Source organism: Stutzerimonas chloritidismutans AW-1 (genome assembly GCF_000495915.1).
Lineage (GTDB): Bacteria > Pseudomonadota > Gammaproteobacteria > Pseudomonadales > Pseudomonadaceae > Stutzerimonas > Stutzerimonas chloritidismutans.
In genome coordinates this window covers 38,873-61,163 of sequence record NZ_AOFQ01000022.1, presented here as the reverse complement: position 1 = coordinate 61,163, position 22,291 = coordinate 38,873, and the positions used below count along the sequence as shown (strand labels likewise).

Genomic DNA, 22,291 nt, shown 5'->3' with positions numbered 1-22,291 from the left:
TGCCGTCGGTACCCCAGCCGGCGCTGCGCCCCCCGCGGCTGCCGCTGCCACGGGCGTCCGACAGGGTCCAGCCCGGAGCGCCCAGGTTTTTCAGGTCGGCTTCCAGCTTGTGTTCCAGCGCTGCCTCGCAGATCACGGTCAGCAGCGTACGATTGTGCGCGTTCATCTCAGAACCCCCAGGCGATCAGCCGCTCGGCCAGGGCCAGGTAGAGCGGAATGCCGATCAGGATGTTGAACGGAAAGGTGATGCCCAGCGACGCAGTCAGCGACAGCGACGGATTGGCTTCTGGCACCGCCAGGCGCATCGCCGCTGGCACCGCAATGTACGAGGCACTCGCCGCCAGCGTGGCGAGCATCGCCGTACCGCCTAGCGACAGGCCCATGAAGCGCGCCAGCAGGGCGCCGATCAGCGCACCGATCAGCGGCATCAGCAGCGCAAAGGCAGCGAGCTTGAAGCCGTAGCGCTTGAGCGAGCCGAGCTGGCCGGAGGCGATCAGGCCCATCTCCAGCAGGAAGAACGCCAGAACCGGTTTGAACATGCTGGTGTACAGCGGTTCGAGCGGTTTGATGGCCTCCTTGCCGGCGATCGCACCGATCAGCAGGCCACCGAGCAGCAGCATGATGCTTTTGCCAAGGAAGATCTCGCGGCCCAGCTCCTTCCAGTCGGTATCGCGCGAAACTCCCTTGGCCAGCAGAATGCCGACCAGGATCGCCGGGATTTCGAGAATCGCCACGAACAGCGGCATGTAGCTTTCGAAGAAGATTTCCCGCGCCGCCAGATAGGCCACCACCACCGCGAAGGTACCGGCGCTCACCGAGCCGTAGTGCGCTGCCACCGCCGCCGCGTTGACCCTGTCGAAACGCAGGCCACGCAGCAGGATGAAGGCCAGGATCGGCAGCAACACGCCCAGCGCCAGCACCAGCAGCGACTGCCCCAGAAGCGCCGCACTGGCCTGTTCGGCCAGTTCCACACCACCGTGCAGACCGATCGCCAGCAGCAGGATGATCGACAGCGTCTCGTAGAGCGCCGGCGGCAGCTTCAACTCGCTCTTCACCAGGCCCGCAAACAGGCCGAACACGAAGAACAGCACTACTGGGTCGATACCCATCTACAGTCTCCACAGCTTGGACAATGGACCGATCCCTGGCAGACATTGGCTCGAAAAAAAGGAGCCGCAAGGGCTCCCAAAGGGGACACACTGCCCGCGCCGTCCGTTCCGCTGGCTGCCGCGCATGCTTGCGCAGCGCGGCCAAAACAGTCGAAACGACGCTGGCGTGGCGCGATCAGACCGCCACGCCACCCTTCACTCAGCCCTCGATCTCTATCAAGACATCGCCTGGGTTCACCCGGTCACCTTTGGCGACATGCACGGCCTTGACCGTTCCGCTCATGGGCGCCTGAATCTCGGTTTCCATCTTCATCGCTTCGCTGATCAGTACGGCCTGGCCGGCCTTGACCACGTCGCCTTCCTTGACCAGCACGTCGACCACGTTGCCCGGCATGCTGGTGCTGACGTCGCCCGGACCGCTGGCCTGCTTGCGCTGGCTGCCGCCGCTGCCGCCGACGAAGTTGTTCAATGGCTCGAACACCACCTCTTCCGGCATGCCGTCGATGGAAAGGAAGAAGTGCCGCTTGCCTTCGCCCTTGACGCCGACACCGGTGATATCCACGCGGTAGGTTTCGCCATGCACGTCGATGACGAACTCGGTCGGCACGCCCTGCCCGCCTGCAGCGGTCGCGGTGCTGCCGTCAGGGATCGGCAACAGTGTTTCCGGTACCAGCGTACCGGCCTCACGCTCCTCGAGGAACTTGCGGCCGATGTCGGGAAACATGGCGTAGGTCAGCACGTCTTCTTCGGATTTGGCCAGCGCACCGACTTCCTGGCGCAGCTTGTCCAGCTCCGGTTTGATCAGGTCGGCCGGGCGCACGTCGATGATCTCTTCACCGCCGATGGCCTGGCGCTGCAGCTTGGCGTCGATGGTGCCCGGCGCCTTGCCGTAGCGGCCCTGCAGGTAGAGCTTCACCTCGTTGGTAATGGTCTTGTAGCGTTCGCCGGCGAGCACGTTGAAGAACGCCTGGGTGCCGACGATCTGCGAGGTCGGGGTTACCAGCGGCGGGTAGCCGAGGTCCTTGCGCACGCGCGGAATCTCGGCGAGCACTTCATCCATACGGTTGAGCGCACCCTGCTCCTTCAGCTGGTTGGCCAGGTTGGAAATCATCCCGCCCGGCACCTGGTTGACCTGCACACGGGTATCGACACCGGTGAATTCGCTTTCGAACTGGTGGTACTTCTTGCGCACCGCGTAGAAGTACAGGCCGATCTCCTGCAGCAGCTCCAGATCCAGGCCGGTGTCATAGGGCGTGCCGCGCAGCGCGGCAACCATGGATTCGGTGCCGGGATGACTGGTGCCCCAGGCCATGGAGGAAATGGCAGTGTCGATGTGGTCGGCGCCGTTCTCGATGGCTTTCAACTGGCACATGCTGGCGACGCCAGCCGTGTCGTGGGAGTGAATGAACACCGGCAGGTCGATCTCGGCCTTCAGCGCGCGCACCAGCTCGCCGGTGGCGAACGGCGTGAGCAGGCCGGCCATGTCCTTGATGGCGATGGAGTCGACGCCCATGTCGCGCATCGCCCGACCCTGCTCGACGAACAACTCAACGGTATGCACCGGGCTGGTGGTATAGGCGATGGTGCCCTGGGCGTGCTTGCCGGTCTTCTTCACGGCCTTGATCGCGGTTTCCAGGTTTCGCACGTCGTTCATCGCGTCGAAGATGCGGAACACGTCGATGCCGTTCTGCGCCGCCTTGGCGCAGAACGCATCGACCACATCATCGCTGTAATGGCGGTAGCCGAGCAGGTTCTGCCCGCGCAACAGCATCTGCAGGCGGGTGTTGGGCAGCGCGGCCTTGAGCTGGCGCAGGCGCTCCCAGGGGTCTTCCTTGAGGAAGCGTACACAGGCGTCGAACGTGGCGCCGCCCCAGACTTCCAGCGACCAGTAGCCGACACGATCGAGCTTTTCGCAGATCGGCAGCATGTCTTCAGTGCGCATGCGGGTGGCCAGCAGCGACTGATGGGCGTCACGCAGGATGGTGTCGGTAACGGTGATTTTCTTCTGAGCAGTCATGGTTCGTTCCTCACAGTCCTGCGTGGGCGGCGATGGCGGCAGCGATGGCCAGGGCCAACTCGCCCGGCTTGCGTTTGATCGAGTAGTTCAGCAGTTCCGGGTGGTTCTCGACGAAGCTGGTGTTGAACTGGCCGCTACGAAAATCCGGACTGGCGAGAATCTGCTGGTAATAGGTGGCGGTGGTCTTCACGCCCTGTACGCGCATGTCGTCCAGTGCACGCGAACCGCGGGCCAGCGCCTCTTCCCAGGTCAGCGCCCAGACGATCAGCTTCAGGCACATGGAGTCGTAATACGGCGGAATGGTGTAGCCGGTATAGATCGCCGTGTCGGTGCGCACACCGGGGCCACCCGGCGCGTAATAACGGGTGATCTTGCCGAAGCAGGGCAGGAAGTCGTTGCGCGGCTCTTCGGCGTTGATGCGGAACTGCAGGGCAAAGCCGCGGTACTGGATGTCTTCCTGCTTCACCGACAGCGGCTGGCCGGAGGCGATGCGGATCTGCTCGCGGACGATGTCGATGCCGGTGATTTCCTCGGTGATGGTGTGTTCCACCTGCACCCGGGTGTTCATTTCCATGAAGTACACCTCGCCATCGGCGAGCAGGAACTCCACGGTGCCGGCGTTCTCGTAACCCACCGCCTTGGCCGCACGCACGGCCAGGTCGCCGATATAGGCGCGCTGCTCGGGGGTGAGCTGCGGGCTCGGGGCGATCTCGATGAGCTTCTGGTTGCGGCGCTGGATCGAGCAGTCGCGCTCGAACAGGTGCACGGTGTTGCCGAACGAATCGGCGAGGATCTGCGCCTCGATATGCTTGGGTTCGACGATGCACTTTTCCAGGAAGACTTCAGCGCTGCCGAAGGCCTTGGTCGCCTCGGAAATCACTCGCGGAAAGGCCGATTCCAGCTCTGCCTGCGAGTTGCAGCGGCGAATGCCACGACCGCCACCACCGGAGGTGGCCTTGAGCATCACCGGATAGCCGATACGCTCGGCTTCGCGCAGCGCCTCGGCAAGATCGGCGACGTTGCCCTCGGTGCCCGGCGTGACCGGCACGCCCGCCTTGATCATGCTGCGCCGCGCTTCGGTCTTGTCGCCCATGCGGCGGATGACTTCGGCGCTGGGGCCTACGAAGCGGATGCCACGTTCGGCGCAGATCTCCGCCAGTTCGGCATTCTCGGAAAGAAATCCATAGCCTGGATGCAGCGCATCGCAGCCGGTTTCCACAGCCAGGTTCACCAGCTTGCGCGGGTTCAGGTAGCCGGCCAGCGGGTCTTCGCCAATGAAATGCGCCTCGTCGGCACGCTTGACGTGCAGCGCGTGGCGGTCGGCTTCGGAGAATACCGCCACCGAGCGGACACCCATTTCGGCACAGGCGCGGACAATGCGCACCGCGATTTCCCCGCGGTTGGCGATCAGCAGCTTCTTGATCACGCTGTCTTCCCTCGGATCGTTGAGCAGGGGACCCGCGTGCGGGTCATGATCACTCGCATTTGCAACGAGCCGTTTCACCCTACGCCCGCTGGGGGGATTACTGAAAATGAATAATTGTTTGATTGAGAATAAGTAATTACTTATAGATGCACCCTGAGCAGCATTAATCTGGCCGAACGGTCAGCGCCGCTGGCAACGGTGCAACGGGGTTGCGCTTCAATAATATTGCGGAGAACGTGATGCGAAAGTCGTTGATGCGCATGACATTGCGCCAGCTTCAGGTATTTCGCGCAGTGTGCGAAACGCACTCGTATAGCCGTGCGGCGGAGGAAATGGCACTGACCCAGCCCGCCGTCAGTTTGCAGATTCGGCAGCTCGAGGAACTGGTCGGTCAACCGCTTTTCGAGTATCTCGGCAAGAAGCTCTACCTGACCGATGCGGCCGAAGCGCTACAGCGCGCCAGTACCGACATCTTCGGTCGCCTGGACAGCCTCGACATGCAGCTCTCGGATCTGCAGGGCTCGTTGCAGGGCCAGCTCAACCTGGCGGTGGAGTCCAGCGCCAAGTACGTCACGCCGCACCTGTTCGCCGCCTTCAAGCGCCTGCACCCTGAGGTCAGCCTGCAGCTGGTGGTGGTCAACCATGCCCAGGCGGTCAAGCGCCTGTCGGTGAGCCGTGACGACCTGCTGATCATGTCTCAGGTGCCTACCGACATGGACCTGGAGTTCATGCCCTTCCTAAACAACCCGATCATCGCCGTGGCGCCACCCGACCATCCGCTGTGCAACGCCGCCACGCTGTCCCTGCAGGACCTCACGGACTATCCCCTGCTGGTGCGTGAGCCAGGCTCGGGCACGCGACGGGCCGGCGAGGACTACCTGCGCCAGAAGCGCGCGCATTTCGCCCAGAGCATTCAGGTCGCCTCGCTGGATGCGCTGCGCGAATGCGTGGTGGCCGGGCTCGGCCTGGCGCTGCTGCCGCGCCATGCGGTGCATCTGGAGCTGGCCAACGGGCTGCTACGCGAGCTGCCGGTCGAGGAATTGCCGCTGTATCGCAGCTGGTGCGTGGTGCATTCGCGCGGCAAGCGCCTGAGTCCGGTAGCCCAGGCGTTCTTCGCCTTCCTCCGTGAAGAGCGCGCGCAGATCAGTGCGCTGGCGGAGCGCTTCGCCGGCTCGCCGATGACGAGCGCAGCGAGCTGAGCACCAGCGCATCGGCGTAGTCGTTCAGCTCGGCATGCAGCTGACGCTGCTCGGTATAGCTTTCGATGGCGCGGCGAAAACGCATGCGCCGTTCATCCTGCTGTTTGCGGCGGGACTTGCTGTCGAGCTGGCTGCTGTCGTCGGTGTGCCGGAGCATGAGGCGATTTCCCAGAACAGGTAAGGAGAGATCAGCATCGACGTCATGGATGACAAACTGAAGTCAGGGCGATTACGCGACCGTGAAGGTGCAGCGGCGCCTCAATCGTCGTGCGTCTTGACCTTCTGCGGCGACAGGCGAAGGCTGCGCAGGCTGCGCTTCACGCTCTTGAGGTGATTGACCAGACTCGGTCCGCGCGCCATGGCAACACCCATCGCCAGCACGTCGATCACTACCAGGTGAGCGATACGCGAGGTCAGCGGGGTGTAGATCTCGGTGTCTTCCTGTACGTCGATTGCCAGGTTGATGGTGGCCAGCTCGGCCAGCGGCGTCTGGCTCGGGCACAGCGTGATGAGCGTCGCGCCGGATTCACGCACCACGTTGGCGGTGATCAGCAGATCCTTGGAGCGCCCGGACTGCGAGATGCAGATCGCCACGTCGGTGGGCTTGAGCGTCACCGCCGACATGGCCTGCATGTGCGGATCGGAATAGGCGGCAGCTGACAGCAGCAGGCGGAAGAATTTGTGCTGGGCGTCGGTGGCCACCGCGCCGGATGCGCCGAAACCGTAGAACTCCACGCGCTCGGCCTTGGCCATGGCAGCGATGGCGCGCTGCAGCGCTTCGGGGTCGAGCCGCTCGCGCACTTCCATCAGCGTGTGCAGCGTGGTGTCGAAGATCTTCAAGGCGAAGTCGGCCACCGAATCGTTCTCGCTGATGGCGAACTGACCGAAGCTGGCGCCAGCCGCCAGGCTCTGCGCCAGTTTGAGCTTGAGATCCTGAAAACCCAGGCAACCGATGGCGCGGCAGAAGCGCACGATGGTGGGTTCGCTGACACCGACCACGTGAGCCAGGTCGGCCATGGAGCTGTGCATCACCGACGCCGGATCGAGCAGGACATGGTCGGCCACTTTCAGCTCCGACTTCCGTAGCAGGCTTCTGGATTGGGCGATGTGCTGCAGCAGATTCACGTTCCGGACTCGCTATGCTCTCGTCTGATGGCTTTGCTCGGGCGCGATCGGCGCCACTCAGCCGTCAGCGGGTTGTAGTGGGGCGGTAGTTATACTACAAGCCTCGCCACGACGCCCATTTTTTGGCCCTGGGAGAGAATCGATGTCGATATCCTGTGACATGCTCGTGTTCGGCGGGACCGGTGACCTGACGCTGCACAAACTGCTTCCGGCGCTCTACCACCTGCACCGTGACGGGCGCCTGCACGCCGACGTACGGATACTCGCCCTGGCGCGCAAGAAGCTCGACCGCGACGGCTACCTGGCCCTGGCCGAGCGGCATTGCCGCGCGCAGGTCGCCCGCAGCGACTTCAGCCCTGACACCTGGCAGGCCTTTGCCCAGCGCCTGGACTATTTCGCCATGGACGCCAACCAGCGCGGCGACTACGTGCGCCTTGCTCATCACCTCGGTCAGGCCGACGGCCGTGTGCGGGTGTACTACCTGGCGACCGCGCCGGATCTGTTTGAACCCATCGCCGCCAATCTCGAAAGCGCCGGGCTGGCCGGTGACGATGCGCGCATCGTGCTGGAAAAGCCGATCGGCCATTCGCTGGACTCGGCGCTGGAAATCAACGAATCGATCGGCGCCGTGTTCCCCGAGTCGCGGATCTACCGGATCGATCACTACCTGGGCAAGGAAACGGTGCAGAACCTCATGGCGCTGCGCTTCGCCAACGCGCTGTTCGAGCCGATCTGGCGCTCCGGGCATATCGACCATGTGCAGATCACCGTCGCCGAAACCCTCGGCGTGGAGAACCGCGGCGGCTACTACGACAACGCTGGCGCGATGCGCGACATGCTGCAGAACCACCTCCTGCAGCTGCTCTGCCTGGTGGCAATGGAGGCGCCGGTGCGTTTCGATGCCAAGCACATCCGCGGCGAGAAGGTGAAGGTGCTCGAGGCGCTCAAGCCGATCACGGGCAACGACGTGCTGGACAAGACCGTGCGCGGCCAATACGGCGCCGGCCGCATCGGTGGCCACGACGTGCAGGCCTACTACTTCGAGCCGAACATCGACAACGACAGCGACACCGAAACCTTCGTCGCGGTGAAGGCCGAGATCGACAACTGGCGCTGGGCTGGCGTGCCCTTCTACCTGCGCACCGGCAAGCGCATGGCGCGCAAGCGCTCGGAGATCATCATCACCTTCAAACAGGTGCCGCACCTGCTGTTCAGCAAGGGTGAAGTGAACCGCCTGGTGATCAGCCTGCAGCCGGAAGAAAGCATCAGCCTGCAGCTGATGGCCAAGGCACCCGGCAAGGGCATGCAGCTGGAACCGGTGGAGCTGGATCTGAACCTGGCGCACGCCTTCAGCAGCACCCGTCGCTGGGAAGCCTACGAGCGGCTGCTGCTGGATGTGATCGAAGGCGACTCCACGCTGTTCATGCGCCGTGACGAGGTCGAGGCGGCCTGGAACTGGGTCGATCCGATCCTGCGCGGCTGGCACAGCTACTACCGTAAGCCGCGCCCCTATCCGGCCGGCGAGGACGGCCCGGAACAGGCCCATCAATTCATCGAACGCCAGGGTCATCGCTGGTGGCAATGAAGTTGTCTGGCACAACTTCCGACAACTTCGCCACAGCCCCCGTATAACGCGAGATAGAGCGGATCGGTAGACTTTCTGAAATCATCGATCGCGGCCACCACAACTACGCCGAGCAACTAGCTCGGCCGTGGCCAGATCGCGCCGACATACAGACGTCACATCAGCGAAATATCATCGGTAGTTCACGCCGCCATTTAGCGCTATTTCCGCGTCGATTCTCAGCCTGATTCTTCCCCGCACACTTATCCGCAGCACACCATGCCCAACAGCGCGTGCATGACGAACGATTCGGGCATCGCTCAACCACCGCAAATCCAGCATTCATGCTGCTTTCAGCTACGTCATGGCCACTCAAGGCGAACTTCTGCGCATCACCTCCATCGAACTTCTCGCGGCACTCCAGAAACTTCCCCGTAACTATCAGCCTTCACCGCCAGCCTGGCGAAGTGAAACAGGCTGAAACATCCACGGCGCAATCGCCGTAATTACGCGGGATCGAGCGATATATGCAGCGCTCTTAACTTCGCATATTCAGAAGTTCGGGTTGAGAAACTTCTCCGGATATGCCTACCCTAAAAAGGAATTCAATCAACAACCCCAAAGGCATTGTTTTGAGTTTCCCTACCGTAGTGCTCCGTCGCCCAACCGACGGCGACGGTTACAACCTGCATCAGCTGGTGGCGCGCTGCCAGCCCCTCGATACCAATTCGGTCTACTGCAACCTGCTGCAGTGCTCCGATTTCGCCGACACCGCCATCGCCGCAGAGAACGCCCAAGGCGAACTGGTTGGTTTCATCTCGGGTTACCGCCCCCCTGCCCGCCCGGACACCCTGTTCGTCTGGCAGGTCGCCGTCGATAGTTCGATGCGCGGTCAGGGCCTGGCCCTGCGCATGCTGCTGGCGCTGACGGCCCGTGTGGCCCGTGAGCACGACGTGCGCTTCATGGAAACCACCATTTCCCCGGACAACGCGGCGTCGCAGGCACTGTTCAAGCGGGCATTCGATCGACTGGGTGCCGACTGCACCACGCGCACGCTGTTTTCCCGCGCCGCGCACTTTGGCGGTCAGCACGAGGACGAGGTGCTCTACCGCGCCGGCCCATTCACCGTTTCCCATCTAGAAGAAGAGCTCAAGGAGCACGCATGAAAACTTTTGAACTGAACGAATCCAAGGTTCGTAGCTACTGCCGTTCCTTCCCCGTGGTCTTCAACCAGGCCCAGGGTGCCGAACTGGTCACCAGAGACGGCAAGCGTTACATCGACTTCCTCGCCGGTGCCGGCACGCTCAACTACGGGCACAACCACCCGGTACTCAAGCAGGCGCTGCTCGAGTACATCCAGAACGACGGCATCACCCATGGCCTGGACATGTACACCGCAGCCAAGGAGCGTTTCCTCGAAACCTTCAACCGCCTGATCCTCGAACCGCGCGGCATGGGCGACTACCGCATGCAGTTCACCGGCCCAACCGGCACCAACGCGGTCGAAGCGGCGATGAAGCTGGCGCGCAAGGTCACCGAGCGCAACAACATCATCAGCTTCACCAACGGCTTCCACGGCTGCAGCATCGGCGCGCTGGCCGCGACCGGCAACCAGCATCACCGCGGCGGCTCCGGCATCAGCCTCACCGATGTCAGCAGGATGCCGTACGCCAACTACTTCGGCGACAAGACCAACACCATCGGCATGATGGACAAGCTGCTCTCCGACCCCTCCAGCGGCATCGACAAGCCCGCCGCGGTGATCGTCGAGGTGGTGCAGGGCGAAGGCGGACTGAACACCGCGTCGACCGAGTGGATGCGCAAGCTCGAGAAGCTCTGCCGCAAGCACGAGATGCTGCTGATCGTCGATGACATCCAGGCCGGTTGCGGCCGCACCGGGACCTTCTTCAGCTTCGAGGAAATGGGCATCCATCCGGACATCGTGACCCTGTCCAAGTCGCTGTCCGGCTATGGCCTGCCATTCGCCATGGTGCTGCTGCGCCCCGAGCTGGACCAGTGGAAGCCGGGCGAGCACAACGGCACCTTCCGCGGCAACAACCATGCGTTCGTCACTGCTGCCGCAGCCGTCGAGCACTTCTGGCAGAACGACGAGTTCGCCAACAGCGTGAAGGCCAAGGGCAAGCGCATCGCCGACGGCATGCAGCGCATCGTCCGCCGCCACGGTCCGGATTCGCTGTTCCTCAAGGGCCGCGGGATGATGATCGGCATCAGCTGCCCGGATGGCGATATCGCCTCCGCCGTCTGCCGTCACGCCTTCGAGAACGGCCTGGTGATCGAAACCAGCGGCGCCCACAGCGAAGTGGTCAAGTGTCTCTGCCCGCTGATCATCAGCGAAGAGCAGATCGACCGCGCACTCGCCATTCTCGACAAGGCCTTCGCTGCCGTGATGAGCGAGCAGACCGAAAACCAAGCTTCCTGAGGTATTTGCAATGATCGTCAGAACCCTCGCCGAGTGCGAGCAGACCGACCGCAAGGTCCACAGCAAAACCGGCACCTGGGACAGCACCCGTCTGTTGCTCAAAGACGACAACATGGGTTTCTCGTTCCACATAACCACCATCTACGCCGGCACCGAGACGCACATCCACTACCAGAACCACCTGGAGTCGGTGTACTGCATGAGCGGCAACGGCGAGATCGAGACCATCGCCGACGGCAAGATCTACAAGATCGAACCCGGCACGCTGTACATCCTCGACAAGCACGACGAGCACCTGCTGCGGGGCGGTAGCGAGGACATGAAGATGGCCTGCGTCTTCAACCCGCCGCTCAACGGCAAGGAAGTACATGACGAGAGCGGCGTCTATCCGCTGGAGGCCGAAACCGTCTGATACCGGTTTACCGGGGCGGCCGCCGAGCCGCCCCGCCATCACAAGAGAAAGGAGGTAAGCGTGAACCCTATGCAAGCCGACCTGTATCCCTCGCGCCAGGAAGACCAGCCCAGCTGGCTGGAACGCCTGGATCCGGTCGTCTACCGCAGCGACCTGGAGAATGCGCCGATAGCGGCGGAGCTGATCGAGCGTTTCGAGCGCGACGGCTACCTGGTCATCCCCAACCTGTTCAGCGCTGACGAAGTGGCGGTATTCCGCGCCGAACTCGAGCGCATGCGCCAGGACCCGGCCGTCGCCGGCTCCGGCAAGACCATCAAGGAACCCGACAGCGGCGCCGTCCGCTCGGTGTTCGACATCCACAGCGACAACGAACTGTTCGCCCGCGTGGCCGCCGATGAGCGCACCGCCGGCATCGCCCGTTACATTCTCGGCGGTGATCTGTACGTGCATCAGTCGCGGATGAACTTCAAGCCCGGCTTCACCGGCAAGGAGTTCTACTGGCACTCGGACTTCGAGACCTGGCACGTCGAGGACGGCATGCCGCGCATGCGTTGCCTGTCCTGCTCGATCCTGCTGACCGACAACGAGCCGCACAACGGCCCGCTGATGCTCATGCCCGGCTCGCACAAGCACTACGTGCGCTGCGTCGGCGCCACGCCGGAGAACCACTACGAGAAGTCACTGCGCAAGCAGGAGTTCGGTGTGCCCGACCAGAACAGCCTGAGCGAGCTGGCCAGCCGCTTCGGCATCGACTGCGCCACCGGCCCGGCCGGCAGCGTGGTGTTCTTCGATTGCAACACCATGCACGGCTCCAACGGCAACATCACACCCAGCGCGCGGAGCAATCTGTTCTACGTCTACAACCACGTGGATAATGCCGTGCAGCCGCCGTTCTGCGAGCAGAAACCCCGCCCGGCCTTCGTCGCCGAGCGCGAAAACTTCACGCCGCTGGACATTCAGCCGCAACAGTATCTCTGAGGCGATCGGGCGCGTCTGATGACGGGCCCGATCCCCCGGCTTGGCCGATCGCTTATTGGCCCAGGGATGAACTCACTTCCAGCTCGTTGATCGACAGGTGCGCCAGCCGCGCCGGGCCCGTCAACGGCCTGCCAGATTCGGACGCAATAAAAAGATGCATACCGTAGAAAAGATCGGCGGCACGTCGATGAGCCGCTTCGAGGAAGTCCTCGACAACATCTTCATCGGCCGCCGGGAAGGCGCAGCGCTGTACCAGCGCGTCTTCGTCGTCTCGGCCTACAGCGGCATGACCAATCTGCTGCTGGAACACAAGAAGACCGGCGAGCCCGGCGTCTATCAGCGCTTCGCCGATGCACAGAGCGAAGGCGCCTGGCGCGAGGCGCTGGAGAACGTGCGCCAGCGCATGCTGGAAAAGAACGCCGAACTGTTCAACTCCGAGTATGAGCTGCATGCCGCCAACCAGTTCATCAATTCGCGCATCGACGATGCCAGCGAGTGCATGCACAGCCTGCAGAAGCTCTGCGCCTACGGCCACTTCCAGCTCTCCGAGCACCTGATGAAGGTGCGCGAGATGCTCGCCTCCCTCGGTGAAGCGCATAGCGCCTTCAACTCGGTGCTGGCGCTCAAGCAGCGCGGCGTCAACGCGCGCCTGGCCGACCTCACCGGCTGGCAGCAGGAAGCGCCGCTGCCGTTCGAGGAGATGATCGCCAGCCATTTTGCCGGCTTCGACCTGAGCCGCGAACTGGTGGTCGCCACCGGCTACACGCACTGCGCCGAAGGTCTGATGAACACCTACGACCGCGGCTACAGCGAGATCACCTTCGCCCAGATCGCTGCAGCCACCGGCGCCCATGAGGCGATCATCCACAAGGAATTCCACCTCTCTTCCGCCGACCCGAACCTGGTTGGTGCCGACAAGGTGGTAACCATCGGCCGCACCAACTATGACGTCGCCGACCAGCTGTCGAATCTCGGCATGGAAGCGATCCATCCGCGCGCGGCCAAGACCCTGCGTCGTGCCGGTGTCGAGCTGCGCATCAAGAATGCCTTCGAGCCCGAGCACGGGGGCACGCTGATCAGCCAGGACTACAAGTCCGAGAAGCCCTGCGTGGAAATCATCGCCGGGCGCAAGGACGTCTTCGGCATCGAGGTGTTCGACCAGGACATGCTCGGCGACATCAGCCATGACATGGAGATCAGCAAGCTGCTCAAGCAGCTAAAGCTCTACGTGGTGAACAAGGACTCCGATGCCAACAGCATCACCTACTACGCCTCCGGCTCGCGCAAGCTGATCAACCGCGCGGCCAAGCTGATCGAGGAGAAGTACCCGGCCGCCGAGGTCACGGTGCACAACCTGGCCATCGTCTCGGCGATCGGTTCGGACCTCAAGGTCAAGGGCATCCTGGCGAAGACCGTAGCGGCTTTGGCTGGAGCGGGCATCAGCATCCAGGCGATCCACCAGTCGATCCGCCAGGTGGAGATGCAGTGCGTGGTCAATGAAGAGGACTACGACGCCGCCATCGCAGCGCTGCACCGCGCGTTGATCGAGCCGGAAAACCACGGCGATGTGATCGCTGCGGCCTGATCCAGACGCAAGACCGAAACGCCGGGCTCGTCCCGGCGTTTTGCTGTCCGGCTTCCCGACTGCGTATGACGCGGGTCAATACCACAGGCAAGCACCGGCACGACCATGGAAGCACGAGGCAGCTCGGCCCGAGCCGATCTGCCCAACCCGCTCATCCATGCCGAAGGAGTTGCCATGTTCCCCGAGTACCGCGACCTGATCACCCGCCTGAAGGCGGAAAACAAGCCCTTTGCCCGCCTGTTCGACGAGCACAACGAGCTGGATCAACGGGTCAAGAACATCGAAGCGCACATCGTCCCGGGCACCGACAGCGAGGTCGAGACCCTGAAGAAGGAGAAGCTGCAGCTCAAGGACCGGCTCTACGCCATGCTCAAGGAAGCGCCCGCCGCCTGATCCTCGGCGCCCCGCTCAGGCGGGGCGCCATTGCGCCTCACCCCGAATATCGCAGACGACGCGCAATCGACCGCCGAGCGCAGTAAAATGCCGCGCTTCTTCGATGCCCTCCTGCGAGTCCCGCGCCATGAGCACCCCCTACCGCACCGAGCTGCTGTCGCCTGCCGGCACGCTGAAATCCATGCGCTATGCCTTCGCCTACGGCGCCGATGCGGTGTACGCCGGGCAGCCGCGCTACAGCCTGCGCGTGCGCAACAACGAGTTCGACCATGCCAACCTCAAGCTTGGCATCGACGAAGCACATGCACTGGGCAAGCAGTTCTACGTGGTGGTCAACATCGCCCCGCACAACGCCAAGCTGAAGACCTTCATCAAGGATCTGGAGCCGGTGGTGGCGATGGGACCGGATGCGCTGATCATGTCCGACCCCGGGCTGATCATGCTGGTGCGCCAGCACTTCCCGCAGCAGACCATCCACCTCTCGGTGCAGGCCAATGCGGTGAACTGGGCGACGGTGAAGTTCTGGGAGAGCCAGGGCGTCAGCCGCGTGATCCTCTCCCGCGAGCTGTCGCTGGAGGAGATTGGCGAGATCCGCGAACAGGTGCCGGGCATGGAGCTGGAAGTGTTCGTCCACGGCGCGCTGTGCATGGCCTATTCCGGCCGCTGCCTGCTGTCCGGCTACATCAACAAGCGCGACCCCAACCAGGGCAGCTGCACCAACGCCTGTCGCTGGGAGTACAAGACCCATGAGGCGAAGGAGAACGAAGTCGGCGACATCGTGCACAAGTACGAGCCGATCGTCGTGCAGCCGGCACAAACTCCCAGCCCCGACCCAACCCTCGGTATCGGCGCGCCGACCGATGAGGTATTCCTGCTCGAAGACAGCAGCCGTCCGGGCGAATTCATGTCCGCCTTCGAGGACGAGCACGGCACCTACATCATGAACTCCAAGGACCTGCGCGCCGTGCAGCACGTCGAGCGCCTGGTGCAGATGGGCGTGCACTCGCTGAAGATCGAAGGCCGCACCAAGAGCCACTACTACGTGGCGCGCACTGCGCAGGTCTACCGCAAGGCCATTGACGACGCCCTCGCCGACCGGCCATTCGACAAGTCGCTGATGGATACCCTCGAATCGCTGGCCCACCGCGGCTACACCGAGGGCTTCCTGCGCCGCCATGTGCACGACGAATACCAGAACTACGAGCGCGGCTTCTCGCTCTCCGAGCGTCAGCAGTTCGTCGGCGAGCTGACCGGCGAACGCCGCAACGGCCTGGCCGAGGTGACGGTGAAGAACCGCTTCGCGGTTGGCGACAGGCTGGAACTGATGACGCCGCAGGGCAACCTCAACCTGCGCCTGGAGCAGCTGGAGAACAAGCGCGGCGAAGCCATCGAGGTGGCTCCGGGCGACGGTCACACGGTCTACCTGCCGGTGCCGGAAGACGTCGATCTGCGCTACGCGCTGCTGATGCGCGAGCTCGAAGGCAGCACCACCCGCGGCTGACGCCGCTACGGGCGGCGCGTTACCGCGTCGCCGCTAGCGCAGTAATTCGGCGAACTGCTCGGCCGGCACCGGCGGGCTGAGCAGGTAGCCCTGAATCTCGTCGCACTGGTTGGCCTTGAGGAAATCCATCTGCGCCTGGGTTTCCACCCCCTCGGCCACCACCTTGCGCTCCAGGCTGTGGACCATGGCGATGATCGCCCGGGTAATCGCCGCATCCTGACTGGAATGCTCCAGCTCACTGATGAACGAGCGGTCGATCTTCACGTAGTCCACCGGGAAGCGCTTGAGGTAACTCAGCGACGAGAAGCCGGTGCCGAAGTCGTCGATCGCCAGCCTGACTCCTAGCGCGCGAAGTTGCTCGCTGATGCTGATGGCATTGTCGATATCGTCCAGCAACTGGCTCTCGGTCAGCTCCAGCTCCAGCATGGTCGCCGGCAGGCCGGTTTCCTCGAGCACCTGGCGCACCAGGCTGACGAAGTTGCCCTGCCGCAGCTGCTTGACCGAGAGGTTCACCGACACGCGAATCTCCGCCAGCCCGTCCTGCTGCCACTGGCGTGCCTGGCGGCAGGCCTCGCGCAGGACGAACTCACCGAGCGGAATGATCAAACCGGTTTCTTCCGCCAGCGGAATGAAGTGCGCCGGCGCGACCAGCCCGCGCTGCGGATGACGCCAGCGCACCAGCGCTTCGGCGGCCTCCAGAGCATCGTCGGCCAAGCTCAGACGTGGCTGATAGAAGACTTCCAGCTGGCCGACTTCCAGCGCCTTGCGCAGCTGATTCTCCAGCTGCAGGTACTGCATGCTCGACGCCTGCGGCCGGTCGGTGAAGAACTGCAGCGTGTTGCCGCCCAGATGCTTGGCCTGCTGCATGGCCATGTTCGCCTGGCGCAGCAGCACTTCCGCGTCACGGCTGTTGTCCGGCATCAGGCTGACACCGATGGAGGCGCTGATGACCAGCTCCTGCTCATCGATGATCAGCGGCTTGCGGATTCGCTGCAGCAGCCGGCTGCCCAGATGCGCGAGGCTACTGAGGCTGCCGTAGGCGTCGAACAGCACGACGAACTCGTCGCCGGACAGCCGCGCGATGGTGTCAGCATCTGCCAGGGTCTGGGTGATGCGCCGCGACATCTCGCGCAGCAATGCGTCGGCGGCCTCGTGCCCGAGGCTTTCGTTGAGCAGCTTGAAGCGGTCCAGATCGATGTAGAGCACCGCCATGTTGCGGCCGTTGCGACGCACCCGCTGGCAGGCCTCGTGCAGACGCTCCTTGAGCAGGCCGCGGTTGGCCAGCCCGGTGAGGTCGTCGTAATGGGTCAGGTAGCGCAGGCGCTCTTCGATCTTGCGCCGCACGCTGAGGTCGGAGATGAACGCGACCACATGGGTGACGCTGTCGTTGGCATCGCGCACTTCGCGCAGCTGCACCCACTGCGGGTAGACCTCGCCGCTCTTGCGGGTCTCGATCAGCTCGCCCTGCCAGTGACCGTGCAGTTCCAGCGCTTCACGCATGGTCTGGTACTGGCGCTGACTCTCCGGCGAACCGGCGATGCGCGCCACGCTGTGCCCGAGCAATTCCTCGCGACTGTAGCCGGACAGCGCGCAGCAGGCGTCGTTGACCGCCAGCACGCGGTAGTGATCGTTCATGATCACCATGCCTTCGCTGGCCGCCTCGAACACCGTCGCTGCCAGGCGCTGCTGTTCGGCCTGGCGGCGCAGCTCGCTGATGTCGCGACGGGTGCCGATCATGCGCAGGGCACGGCCAGCGGCGTCACGCTGGATCACCCGGCCGCGATCCTCGAGCCAGATTTCGCTGCCGTCGGCGCGCAATGCACGGTATTCGACGGCGAACTGTTCGGATTCGCCCTTCAGGTGCGCGATCAGGATCGCGCGCACGCCGTCCAGATCCTTGGGGTGGATGTCCGGCAACGGCGAGCCATCCTCGTCGTAGCGGTGCTGCCGGCCGATGCCGAACACCACCTCCAGACGGGAATGATGAACATGGTTGTTCTGCAGATCCCAGTCCCACAGGCCGAGGCCACTGGCGTCCAGCGCCAGATTCAGCCGCGCCTCGCTTTCCCCCAGCTCTTCGGCGAGCTGCGCGAGTTCCGCGGTGCGCTCGGCGACGCGCTGCTCGAGGCCATCGTAGGCGCTGCGCAGCTGCTTTTCGGCATGGCGGCGCTGCTCCACTTCTGACGCCAGACGACGATTGAGCTGGTCGGCTTCGCGGCCGGCGGTTTCCAGCCGTTCGATCAGTTGCTGTTTGTGAAGCCGCTGTTCGAGTCCGTCGTTCACCAGCCGGCTGATCTGCCAGCCGATCAGGCTGAGGGTCGCCAGCACGATCATCGCCAGCAAGCCCCAGCCCTGCTGCAGCGGATGGCTGCTGGTCATCAGCAGAAGGCCGGTCGGCAATAGGCTGGGCACGGCGAAACTGAAGAAGGCGGGCAGGCAGACCCCGTAAGCGACGCTGGCGGCCACAACGACCGAACCGATCAGTCCGTACAGCAGCGCCTGGGTAACGAAGACATCGGCCGGCACCAGCACGACCATTGCGTAGCACAGGCTCAGCGCAGACGCGCCACTGCCGAGCAGAAAGCGCCAGCGCCAGCACGGCGCGGCTTGCGCCTCAGGGCTGGCCCGATTGAAGGCGAAGATCTGCTGCAAGCGCAACAGTGCCAGCGCGCCCATCCAGCCCAGCCACAGCCCGAGCTCGATACCCCCCTGTTCGCCCCAGAGCACCACGCCGAGAACCAGCGTTGCCAGCAATAACAGCCAGGCAGGTACGCGCGAACCTCGATACAGCAGCCGGGTGCGCTCGGCAACGAGATCGGCCGCCGACGCCCCGCGGGACAATGGCTGTGTTGATGCCGGGCAGGCAGCTCGGATGGAATCGGTCATGAATATTGTTCTAGTAATAACTGCACCTAAAACAGGTTCCCTCGGAACCATACCACCGTCGATAATGGCACGTTGATGGCGTCGCGTCATACCATGGTGCGTCGGAAAAACGGCGATCGGTACTCCAGCCGACCAGCGGAAGGTTCCACTAGGCGCGATCGACCAGGACCGCGCCCGCGCCGGTTTGCCGCAGACTGCGCTTTCGAATGGACCGCAGGGCGAGCGCAGCGCAGGCATTTCCAATAGAATGCCGCGATGCATGACGATCTCTCTCTCCTCCTGAATTCCCTCAACGATGCTCAGCGCCAGGCCGTGGCCGCGCCGCTGGGCCGCCAGTTGGTATTGGCTGGTGCCGGCTCGGGCAAGACCCGCGTTCTGGTGCACCGTATCGCCTGGCTGCACCAGGTCGAGCACGCCTCGCTGCACTCGATCCTGTCGGTGACCTTCACCAACAAGGCTGCCGCCGAGATGCGCCAGCGCATCGAGCAGCTGCTGCACGTGAACCCGCAGGGCATGTGGGTGGGCACCTTTCACGGCCTGGCCCATCGCCTGCTGCGCGCGCACTGGCAGGAAGCCAAGCTGGCGCAGAACTTCCAGATCCTCGATTCCGACGACCAGCAGCGGCTGGTCAAGCGGGTGATCCGCGAACTCGGCCTCGACGAGCAGCGCTGGCCAGCGCGCCAGGCACAGTGGTGGATCAACGCGCAGAAGGACGAAGGCCTGCGTCCGCGCAACATCCAGGCCGGCGGTGATCTGTTCCTCGCCACCCAGCTGAAGATCTACGAAGCCTATGAAGAGGCCTGCGCCCGCGCCGGGGTGATCGACTTCTCCGAGCTGCTGCTGCGCGCCCTGGACCTGTGGCGCGACCACCCGGGCCTGCTCGATCACTACCAGCGGCGTTTCCGCCACGTGCTGGTGGACGAGTTCCAGGACACCAACGCCGTGCAGTACGCCTGGCTGCGGCTGCTGGCCAAGGGCGGCGAGAGCCTGATGGTGGTCGGCGACGACGACCAGTCTATCTACGGCTGGCGCGGCGCGCGGATCGAGAACCTGCACCAGTTCAGCCAGGACTTCCCCGACGCCGAAACCATCCGCCTGGAGCAGAACTACCGCTCCACCGCCTGCATCCTCAAGGCCGCCAACGCGCTGATCGCCAACAACCAGGGCCGTCTCGGCAAGGAGCTCTGGACTTCCGGCTGCGAGGGTGAGCCGATCAGCCTGTACGCCGCGTTCAACGAGCACGACGAAGCGCGCTACGTGGTCGAGAGCATCGAGAAGGCCATCCGCGACGGCATGAGCCGCAGCGAGATCGCCATCCTCTACCGCTCCAACGCCCAGTCGCGGGTGCTGGAAGAGGCGCTGCTGCGCGAGAAGATTCCCTACCGCATCTACGGCGGCCAGCGCTTCTTCGAGCGCGCCGAGATCAAGAACGCCATGGCCTACCTGCGCCTGATCCAGACCCGCGACAACGACGCGGCGCTGGAACGGGTGATCAACGTGCCGGCGCGCGGCATCGGCGAGAAGACCGTCGAAGCACTGCGCCAGCTGGCGCGTGATCAGGGCCTGTCGATGTGGGCGGCGCTGCATCAGGCGGTCGGTACCAAGGCGGTTTCCGGCCGCGCTGCCAGCGCGCTGAACGCCTTTGTCGAGCTGGTCGATACCCTGGCGCTGAAGGTCGAAGGCATGCAGCTGCACAGCATGGCGCAGCTGGTCATCGAGCAGTCCGGGCTGCTTGCCTATCACCGCGACGAAAAGGGCGAGAAAGCCCAGGCGCGGGTGGAAAACCTCGAGGAACTGGTCTCCGCCGCGCGCGCCTTCGACAGCTACAGCGAAGAGGACGACGACGTCCAGTCACCGCTGGCGGCCTTTCTCGACCACGCCTCGCTGGAGGCCGGCGAACAGCAGGCCGGCGACCACGAGGACAGCGTGCAGCTGATGACCCTGCACAGCGCCAAGGGCCTGGAGTTCCCGCTGGTGTTCCTGGTCGGCATGGAAGAAGGCCTGTTCCCGCACAAGATGAGCCTGGAGGAATCCGGCCGTCTGGAAGAAGAACGCCGCCTGGCCTACGTCGGCATCACCCGCGCCATGCAGCAGCTGGTGATCACCTACGCCGAAACGCGCCGGCTGTACGGCAGCGAGACCTATAACAAGATCTCGCGTTTCGTCCGCGAAGTGCCGCCGGCGCTGATCCAGGAAGTACGTCTGAGCAATACCGTGACGCGCTCGTTCAGCGGCAAGAGCATGAGCGGCTCGTCGCTGTTCGACGGCGCCGGCGTGCCGGAAACGCCGTTCAGCCTCGGCCAGCGTGTACGCCATTCGCTGTTCGGCGAAGGCACCATCCTCAACTTCGAAGGCTCCGGCGCCCAGGCCCGGGTGCAGGTGAATTTCGAGGATGAGGGCAGCAAATGGCTGATGCTCAGTTACGCAAAACTTGAAGCCCTCTAGGGTTGACGCTAACGTCAACCCGTCATACCAACAAGCCATTCCTATAAGAAGAGTCTTCCAAGGATACCGACCCATGAAACGCCGCCATCTGTTCGGTGCTGCCGCTGCCTTGCTTGCCACCCTCGGCCTCGCCGGCTGCAACGACGACAAGAAAGTCGAAACCACAGGCCAGCAGGCCGCCAGCGAACCCGCCAAGACCTACGCCTGGAAGATGGTCACCGCCTGGCCGAAGAACTACCCGGGCCTGGGCACCGCCGCCGAACGCCTGGCCGATCGCGTCAAGGTGATGAGCGACGGCCGCCTGACCATCAAGGTCTATGCGGCCGGCGAACTGGTCCCGGCGCTGGAAGTGTTCGATGCCGTTTCCCGCGGCACCGCCGAACTGGGCCACGGCGCCGCCTACTACTGGAAAGGCAAGGTGCCCACCGCGCAGTTCTTCACCTCGGTACCGTTCGGCCTGTCGGCCATCGAGATGAACGCCTGGCTGAGCAAGGGCGAAGGCCAGAAGTTCTGGGAAGAGGCCTATGCGCCTTTCGGCGTGAAGCCGATGGTGGTCGGCAACACCGGCATGCAGATGGGCGGCTGGTACAACAAGGAAATCAATGCGCTGGACGACCTGCGCGGGCTGAAGATCCGCATGCCGGGCCTCGGCGGCGAAGTGCTGGCGCGTCTCGGCGCGACCACCGTGAATCTGCCCGGCGGCGAAGTGTTCACCGCACTGCAGACCGGCGCGATCGACGCCACCGACTGGGTCAGCCCGTACAACGACCTGGCCTTCGGTCTGCACAAGGCCGCCAAGTATTACTACTACCCAGGCTGGCAGGAGCCGCAGGCGGTGCTGGAGCTGCTGGTGAACCAGAAGGCGATGGACACCCTGCCCGAGGACCTGCAGGCGATCCTCACCGAGGCGACCCGTGCGGCCAGCCGCGACATGATGGATGACTACGTCTACAACAACGCCCTGGCGCTGGACCAGCTCAAGCAGCAAGGCGTGGAGCTCAAGCGCTTCCCCGACGAAGTGCTCGGCGCCATGCAGGAGCAGTCGGAGCTGGTGCTCGGCGAGCTGGCCGAACAGAGCGAGCTGAACGGCCGCATCTGGGCGTCGATGAAAGCCTTCCAGGAACAGGTCAAGCCGATGCACGAGATCTCCGAGAAGGAGCTGTACAACTGGCGTTGATCCAGCGCTCGAACGAACGGAGCCGCGAGGCTCC

General features: G+C 63.8%; 18 protein-coding genes. 11 read left to right on the top strand and 7 right to left on the bottom strand.

What is annotated here, in order from left to right; all coding sequences use genetic code 11:
* The 4 genes from F753_RS49950 to F753_RS32900 all read right to left on the bottom strand — a co-directional run.
* Window positions 1-166: P-II family nitrogen regulator (locus F753_RS49950; RefSeq protein ID WP_023444820.1), on the bottom strand; the 166-nt coding region annotated here is incomplete at its 3' end.
* A gap of 1 nt (window position 167) precedes the next feature.
* On the bottom strand, window positions 168-1,109 hold the full coding sequence (locus F753_RS32910) for a sodium-dependent bicarbonate transport family permease (protein WP_023444819.1): 942 nt from the start codon (window positions 1,107-1,109) through the stop codon (window positions 168-170).
* A gap of 199 nt (window positions 1,110-1,308) precedes the next feature.
* Window positions 1,309-3,126, bottom strand: a complete 1,818-nt coding sequence (gene oadA / locus F753_RS32905) for a sodium-extruding oxaloacetate decarboxylase subunit alpha (RefSeq protein WP_023444818.1) — start codon at window positions 3,124-3,126, stop codon at window positions 1,309-1,311.
* 10 nt (window positions 3,127-3,136) lie between these two features.
* The gene (locus F753_RS32900; protein ID WP_014822037.1) at window positions 3,137-4,552 is read right to left on the bottom strand and encodes an acetyl-CoA carboxylase biotin carboxylase subunit; all 1,416 of its coding nucleotides are present in this window, start codon (window positions 4,550-4,552) and stop codon (window positions 3,137-3,139) included.
* 239 nt (window positions 4,553-4,791) lie between these two features.
* Between F753_RS32900 and F753_RS32895 the strand changes: the two genes are divergently transcribed.
* Complete coding sequence (locus F753_RS32895) at window positions 4,792-5,751, top strand: LysR family transcriptional regulator (RefSeq protein WP_023444817.1); 960 nt, start codon at window positions 4,792-4,794, stop codon at window positions 5,749-5,751.
* On the opposite strand, the gene F753_RS0124800 is transcribed toward F753_RS32895, so the two are convergent.
* Complete coding sequence (locus F753_RS0124800; RefSeq protein ID WP_031297448.1) at window positions 5,696-5,908, bottom strand: PA3496 family putative envelope integrity protein; 213 nt, start codon at window positions 5,906-5,908, stop codon at window positions 5,696-5,698. The two genes, F753_RS32895 and F753_RS0124800, sit on opposite strands and share 56 nt — an antisense overlap.
* A gap of 101 nt (window positions 5,909-6,009) precedes the next feature.
* A complete protein-coding gene (gene hexR / locus F753_RS32890) occupies window positions 6,010-6,876 on the bottom strand; it encodes a transcriptional regulator HexR (protein WP_014822039.1) in 867 nt (288 codons plus the stop codon).
* 142 nt (window positions 6,877-7,018) lie between these two features.
* Between hexR and zwf the strand changes: the two genes are divergently transcribed.
* From zwf to trhP, 8 genes are all read left to right on the top strand, one after another.
* Window positions 7,019-8,461, top strand: a complete 1,443-nt coding sequence (zwf, locus tag F753_RS32885; protein ID WP_031297446.1) for a glucose-6-phosphate dehydrogenase — start codon at window positions 7,019-7,021, stop codon at window positions 8,459-8,461.
* A gap of 629 nt (window positions 8,462-9,090) precedes the next feature.
* Window positions 9,091-9,606 carry a diaminobutyrate acetyltransferase gene (ectA, locus tag F753_RS32880; protein ID WP_003297792.1) on the top strand — a complete coding sequence of 172 codons (516 nt, stop codon included), beginning with the start codon at window positions 9,091-9,093 and terminating at the stop codon, window positions 9,604-9,606.
* Window positions 9,603-10,880, top strand: a complete 1,278-nt coding sequence (ectB, locus tag F753_RS32875; RefSeq protein WP_023444814.1) for a diaminobutyrate--2-oxoglutarate transaminase — start codon at window positions 9,603-9,605, stop codon at window positions 10,878-10,880. The genes ectA and ectB overlap by 4 nt, the downstream gene beginning before the upstream one ends.
* A 10-nt stretch (window positions 10,881-10,890) precedes the next feature.
* On the top strand, window positions 10,891-11,292 hold the full coding sequence (locus tag F753_RS32870) for an ectoine synthase (RefSeq protein ID WP_003297794.1): 402 nt from the start codon (window positions 10,891-10,893) through the stop codon (window positions 11,290-11,292).
* 69 nt (window positions 11,293-11,361) lie between these two features.
* Window positions 11,362-12,270 (top strand): ectoine hydroxylase, encoded by a 909-nt coding sequence (thpD, locus tag F753_RS32865; RefSeq protein ID WP_023444813.1) that lies wholly within the window; start codon window positions 11,362-11,364, stop codon window positions 12,268-12,270.
* 154 nt (window positions 12,271-12,424) lie between these two features.
* Window positions 12,425-13,855 carry an aspartate kinase gene (locus tag F753_RS32860; RefSeq protein WP_023444812.1) on the top strand — a complete coding sequence of 477 codons (1,431 nt, stop codon included), beginning with the start codon at window positions 12,425-12,427 and terminating at the stop codon, window positions 13,853-13,855.
* Window positions 13,856-14,029: 174 nt separating this feature from the next.
* Window positions 14,030-14,248 carry an HP1242/YdcH family protein gene (locus F753_RS0124795; protein WP_031297443.1) on the top strand — a complete coding sequence of 73 codons (219 nt, stop codon included), beginning with the start codon at window positions 14,030-14,032 and terminating at the stop codon, window positions 14,246-14,248.
* A 127-nt stretch (window positions 14,249-14,375) separates the two neighbouring features.
* Window positions 14,376-15,749, top strand: a complete 1,374-nt coding sequence (gene trhP, locus F753_RS32855; RefSeq protein ID WP_023444810.1) for a prephenate-dependent tRNA uridine(34) hydroxylase TrhP — start codon at window positions 14,376-14,378, stop codon at window positions 15,747-15,749.
* A gap of 33 nt (window positions 15,750-15,782) precedes the next feature.
* On the opposite strand, the gene F753_RS32850 is transcribed toward trhP, so the two are convergent.
* Entirely contained in the window at window positions 15,783-18,635 is a 2,853-nt protein-coding gene (locus F753_RS32850; RefSeq protein ID WP_031297441.1) for an EAL domain-containing protein, read from the bottom strand.
* A 255-nt stretch (window positions 18,636-18,890) separates the two neighbouring features.
* Between F753_RS32850 and uvrD the strand changes: the two genes are divergently transcribed.
* Window positions 18,891-21,080, top strand: coding sequence for a DNA helicase II (gene uvrD / locus F753_RS32845; RefSeq protein ID WP_023444808.1), 2,190 nt, complete (start codon window positions 18,891-18,893; stop codon window positions 21,078-21,080).
* Window positions 21,081-21,153: 73 nt separating this feature from the next.
* A complete protein-coding gene (locus tag F753_RS32840) occupies window positions 21,154-22,257 on the top strand; it encodes a TRAP transporter substrate-binding protein (protein ID WP_023444807.1) in 1,104 nt (367 codons plus the stop codon).
* Window positions 22,258-22,291 lie beyond the last annotated feature (34 nt).

Bases quoted from the DNA above. Each gene is read 5' to 3' on its own strand.
- F753_RS32910 (WP_023444819.1), bottom strand. From the start codon at position 1,109: ATGGGTATCGACCCAGTAGTGCTGTTCTTCGTGTTCGGCCTGTTTGCG.
- oadA (WP_023444818.1), bottom strand. From the start codon at position 3,126: ATGACTGCTCAGAAGAAAATCACCGTTACCGACACCATCCTGCGTGAC.
- F753_RS32895 (WP_023444817.1), top strand. From the start codon at position 4,792: ATGCGAAAGTCGTTGATGCGCATGACATTGCGCCAGCTTCAGGTATTT.
- F753_RS0124800 (WP_031297448.1), bottom strand. From the start codon at position 5,908: ATGCTCCGGCACACCGACGACAGCAGCCAGCTCGACAGCAAGTCCCGC.
- zwf (WP_031297446.1), top strand. From the start codon at position 7,019: ATGTCGATATCCTGTGACATGCTCGTGTTCGGCGGGACCGGTGACCTG.
- ectB (WP_023444814.1), top strand. From the start codon at position 9,603: ATGAAAACTTTTGAACTGAACGAATCCAAGGTTCGTAGCTACTGCCGT.
- F753_RS32870 (WP_003297794.1), top strand. From the start codon at position 10,891: ATGATCGTCAGAACCCTCGCCGAGTGCGAGCAGACCGACCGCAAGGTC.
- thpD (WP_023444813.1), top strand. From the start codon at position 11,362: ATGCAAGCCGACCTGTATCCCTCGCGCCAGGAAGACCAGCCCAGCTGG.
- F753_RS32860 (WP_023444812.1), top strand. From the start codon at position 12,425: ATGCATACCGTAGAAAAGATCGGCGGCACGTCGATGAGCCGCTTCGAG.
- F753_RS0124795 (WP_031297443.1), top strand. From the start codon at position 14,030: ATGTTCCCCGAGTACCGCGACCTGATCACCCGCCTGAAGGCGGAAAAC.
- trhP (WP_023444810.1), top strand. From the start codon at position 14,376: ATGAGCACCCCCTACCGCACCGAGCTGCTGTCGCCTGCCGGCACGCTG.
- F753_RS32850 (WP_031297441.1), bottom strand. From the start codon at position 18,635: ATGACCGATTCCATCCGAGCTGCCTGCCCGGCATCAACACAGCCATTG.
- uvrD (WP_023444808.1), top strand. From the start codon at position 18,891: ATGCATGACGATCTCTCTCTCCTCCTGAATTCCCTCAACGATGCTCAG.
- F753_RS32840 (WP_023444807.1), top strand. From the start codon at position 21,154: ATGAAACGCCGCCATCTGTTCGGTGCTGCCGCTGCCTTGCTTGCCACC.